This window comes from Okeania sp. SIO2B9 (assembly GCF_010672505.1).
In the GTDB taxonomy this organism is placed as follows: Bacteria; Cyanobacteriota; Cyanobacteriia; order Cyanobacteriales; family Microcoleaceae; genus Okeania; species Okeania hirsuta.
In genome coordinates, this window is the sequence record NZ_JAAHGK010000553.1 from 1 (window position 1) to 4,735 (window position 4,735).

Annotated in this window: 3 protein-coding genes; 2 read left to right on the forward strand and 1 reads right to left on the reverse strand. The window is 37.3% G+C overall.

Going from position 1 to position 4,735, the window contains the following annotated elements; translation table 11 throughout:
- Positions 1-506 precede the first annotated feature (506 nt).
- Together F6K13_RS18950 and F6K13_RS18955 are read left to right on the forward strand one after the other, a co-directional pair.
- Positions 507-2,255, forward strand: a complete 1,749-nt coding sequence (locus F6K13_RS18950) for an NFACT family protein (protein WP_124144487.1) — start codon at positions 507-509, stop codon at positions 2,253-2,255.
- 650 nt (positions 2,256-2,905) lie between these two features.
- Entirely contained in the window at positions 2,906-3,709 is an 804-nt protein-coding gene (locus F6K13_RS18955) for a phosphoadenylyl-sulfate reductase (protein ID WP_124144488.1), read from the forward strand.
- A 294-nt stretch (positions 3,710-4,003) separates the two neighbouring features.
- Here the strand turns inward: F6K13_RS18955 and fghA are convergent.
- The coding region (fghA, locus tag F6K13_RS18960) for an S-formylglutathione hydrolase (protein ID WP_287288010.1) at positions 4,004-4,735 on the reverse strand (732 nt) is incomplete at its 5' end.

The following is a 4,735-nucleotide window of genomic DNA, read 5'->3' on the forward strand; positions in this document are numbered from 1 at the left end:
TGGAACATTTAATTATTCATATCTGTACTTCTTATGGGAGGAATCTGCTATAAGAAGAAAACACCTAAAAATCTTTATTCATTAAATCAGGCTTTTACATCAAGTCTAAATCTGTCATTATATAAGTAATAAATATTTATAGTTCTGAATAATTTTCAAACCTGCTCAATCAAATAATTGGGTTTATACTAAAGACTTTTATTGATAGCAGAGAAGAAGGAAAAATGGCATTGGTGAATGCGTAATGCTTTTGTCTCAAATATCTATGAACAAACTATAATTGTACCGTTCATAAATATTTAATGCCATTACCTAATCACCAACCCCGGAAAAATAATTAATCTTTATTTGTCAACTAAACTTGATATTATAATTCTCTAAATTTACATGAAAAAAGCAAAAAAAATTATTTAAAGATTGTCGCCTGAAAAATAAAAAATACTATTTTTAGACACTAAATTTATATCATAGTTTTTTCACTTTTAATTTTTAACTTAAAGCTAACTGTGCAACCTGTTGACTATACAACTCTCATAGCTTCATGTTCTGAACTCCGTGTTAAATGGCTACCAGCACGTTTAGAGCAGGTATATCAGCGCGATCGCTTTACCATTACCATTGCTCTGCGAACTCTCAAAAAACGTGGTTGGCTGGACATTTCCTGGCATCCCCAAGGGGCCCGTATTTGTATCAGTGACCCTCCACCTCGCGCCCCTGATACTTTTACTTTTAGTCAACAATTACGACATCAGCTAGGTGGACTAGCTTTAATAGCTATTGTTGAAGTTTCTCCTTGGGAGAGGGTGCTGGACTTCCAATTTGCGAAACGTCCTGGGGAAGCACCCCTATGGCATCTTTATGTGGAAGTTATGACCAAGTACAGCAATGTTATTCTGACTACTGCGGATAATTTTGTTGTTACCTGTGCCCATCAAGTGAATAGTCAACAGTCTAGTCTTCGTCAAATTCAAACTGGTCAACCTTATGAACTTCCCCCTTCTCTGACTAACCCTATTCCTAATTTGCAAGAAACGCAACAGCAATGGCAAGAAAGGATTAGTTTAATACCTGGTGTATTGTGGCGAAATTTAATTAAAAATTACCGTGGCCTCAGTAAGGCTTTAGTACAGCCAATGATTGAAGCTTCAGGACTAGACTCTCAAGAGTCTACTAATGACCTTAGTGCTTCGGACTGGCAAAAATTATTTAAAAGTTGGCAAGAATGGTTAAAAAATCTGGAGCATTCCAAATTTTATCCTGGTTGGACAGAAAATGGATACACTGTAACAGGTTGGCTAAGTGTAGAATCTGTTGATACTGTTCAGGAATTACTGAATGATTATTATACTGGACAGCTGAATCAGCAAGAGTTTAGTCAACTATATCATCAAATTAGCCAAAAACTTAAAAATATTACGGCTAAGTTACAGCTCAAGGCTGATACTTTTACCGAACGTTTACACCAGTCGGATGGGGCAGAATTGTTGCGATCGCAAGCCGATTTACTTATGGCCAATCTCCACGAATGGCGACCGGGGATGAAAGCTATTACTCTATGTGACTTTGAAACGGGGGAACCGATGGTCATCAAGTTAGACCCAGAGAAAAATGCGGTGCAAAATGCCCAAAGTCTTTATAAAAAGCACCAAAAGTTGAAACGGGCTCGTGTAGCAGTTGAACCCCTTTTAGCGACAGTCCAAGCAGAAATTGATTATTTGGAGCAAGTGGAAGCTTTTTTGTCTCAGTTAGATACTTACCAAACTCCAGAAGATTTACGCACTCTTGAAGAAATTCGGGATGAGTTAATTCAGCAAGCTTACCTTAAAGCTCCAGAACATCATCACCAAGATAATAAAAAGGATACAGAATTTTACCGTTACGAAACTCCTGGTGGATTTGAATTATTGGTTGGCCGTAATAATCGTCAAAATGATTTGTTAACTTTTCGAGTGGCGGGAGATTATGATTTGTGGTTTCATACTCAAGAAATTCCTGGTAGTCATGTTTTGTTGCGACTAGATGCTGGTGCCACACCTGATGAAGTTGATTTACAGTTTGTTGCAGATATAAGTGCTTTTTATAGTCGTGCCCGTCAGAGTGAAATAGTCCCAGTTATTTATACTAAACCTAAGTTTGTTTATAAGCCCAAGGGTGCTAAACCTGGTATGGTTGTATATAAGCAAGAACAGGTTTTTTGGGGGAAACCACAAAGGGCTGAAACCCATATTGCACAACTAATTGGGATACAAAATTAAAAATTTTTCCAAAAATTGCTCAATAGTTTGTTACAATCAGCAATATAGACATTGTGAGATATATAACCCGCAAATCGCTGCGAACTTGGGAATGCGTAGCTACTTGCTTGTTAATCTCGCAGAAATAACAACGGAAAATAATTTTTACTTAGACCTGCTTGACAAAGTTGGTCTTTTTCTTTGTCGTCGATCAAAAAAGTTATACCAAATTGATAAATGTTTGCTACAAATAGATAGGATATTCCTTAGGAATCAGGAGTCAGGAGTCAGGAGTCAGAATGAATGGCTTCAATACCATTTTTGAGGGCGTTGGTAAATAGAAAGATGAATTGAACGTGCCAAATTCTCAGCAAATGCTACAGAACTGGATCGATACACATTACTCGTTTCTTCTTAACTTTGAGCCAGAGATGTATCTGGGTAGGAATAGTCAAAACTCTCCTGGATACTAACTTATATTGATATCTATGTCATAAATAAGTTTTAGCGTTACGCTAAGTTAAGAAGATATATTATAACATCAAAAAAGCTTTTTGTAACACGAGGTAATCTGGATATATAAAACAGTATAAACAATCTCTCATTGAGGATTGCTGACAACGTATGATAAACCTTTAAAGTCTTAGTACTAATTTAGATTGGTAATAACTATGTCACAACAGAGTCTAATCACAGTCAACCAAAATGGACAATACGGTCGGCAAAATTTTACATATCCATCAAAATTGGATCTTGAGGTTGTCAATCAGGAACTTGCCCAAGCAGATGCTCATACTCTAGTTAAGTGGGGATATGCAACCTTTGGAGAAGGTTTAGTTATGAGTACCAGTTTTGGTATCCAGGCTGCTGTTATGTTACATCTAGTTACAACCGTTGTACCTGATATTCCTGTTATTTGGGTTGATACAGGATATTTACCCGCCGAAACTTATAGATTTGCTGAAGAGTTGACCGAGCGACTGAGACTGAATCTTAAAGTATATCAATCTTCAATTAGTCCAGCTAGAATGGAAGCTCTACATGGCCGACTTTGGGCTGAGAAGAATGCTGATGCTCTGAACCGCTATGACCAAATTCGGAAAGTAGAACCTATGCAAAGAGCGTTAAAAGAGTTAGGTGCTAAAGCTTGGCTAGCTGGCCTGCGGAAGGACCAAACTGACCACCGCAAGGGTCTTAACCGCATTAGTCAGCAATCGGGAATATATAAGATTTTACCTATATTAACTTGGAATGCCAGGGATATATACCAATATTTGACTGCTTACAATTTGCCTTATCATCCATTTTTCGATTTAGGTTATACCAGTGTGGGAGATTGGCATTCTAGTCGCCCCTTGACTATGGAAGATGAGAATGAACGGGATACTCGTTTTCATGGTCTTAAGCAGGAGTGCGGACTACATTTGCCTCAGACAGATGGACAAGCTCAAAGTTTAGATTCTAGTTCTTTATAATTAGGGTTTGCGTATGGAAAGTCTTTTTGCTGGGGTAGGAGACAGGAGACAGGAGACAGGAGACAGGAGGAACGGGTATGGGAGCGAGGAGGTAGGAATAAGAATTGTGAGAGTGATTTTTCTACCATAGTCAGCCGAAAATACTAGCTTTTTGAGCTTTTTGCACCTCGGAGGAACTGCGTTAACAGCTATTGCTTTTAGTTTAGGATAAAAGCTTTATTAATTGTCTTACTACAACAGTTGCTTCCCTTGCCTTTTGGTTGGGGTTTGAGTCCCCATCCACTTCTTCCTTCTTCAATTCAAAGCTTCAGCATGATATCTTATATGGTCTTCTATAAAAGATGCAATAAAATAATAGCTATGATCGTAATCTTTTTGCATTCTTAAAGTTAGATTTACTCCTTTTTTTTGACAAGCTTTTTCCAATACTTCTGGTAATAATTGTTTTTGGGATAAAAAGGGATCAGCAGTTCCTATATCAATTAAAATCGGATGACTATAACCATAATTTAAAATTAATTCACTAGCATCATAATCACGCCAGTTTTCTTGATTTGAACCTAAATAATTGCTAAAAGCTTTTTCACCCCAAGGACAACACATTGGTGCTGCAATTGGCGCAAAAGCGGAAATAGATTGATATTTTGCCGGATTTTTTATAGCACAAATTAATGCTCCGTGACCTCCCATGGAATGACCGAAAATACTTTGTTTATCTGGCTGAATTGGAAAATTTTTAGCTATGAGTTCTGGTAATTCTTTAACAACGTAACTATACATTTGATAATGCTTTTTCCAAGGTTCTAATGTGGCATCAAGATAAAATCCTGCACCTGTACCAAAATCCCAACTATCGTTCTCATTTTTAATGCCAGTATTGCGCTGACTTGTATCTGGTACGACTAAAATTAATCCATATTTGGCAGCAAATTGTTGTGCCCCTGCTTTAGCCATAAAGTTTTCTTCAGTACAGGTTAAACCAGAAAGAAAATACAATACTGGTAATGGTTTTGATTTAGCTTCGGG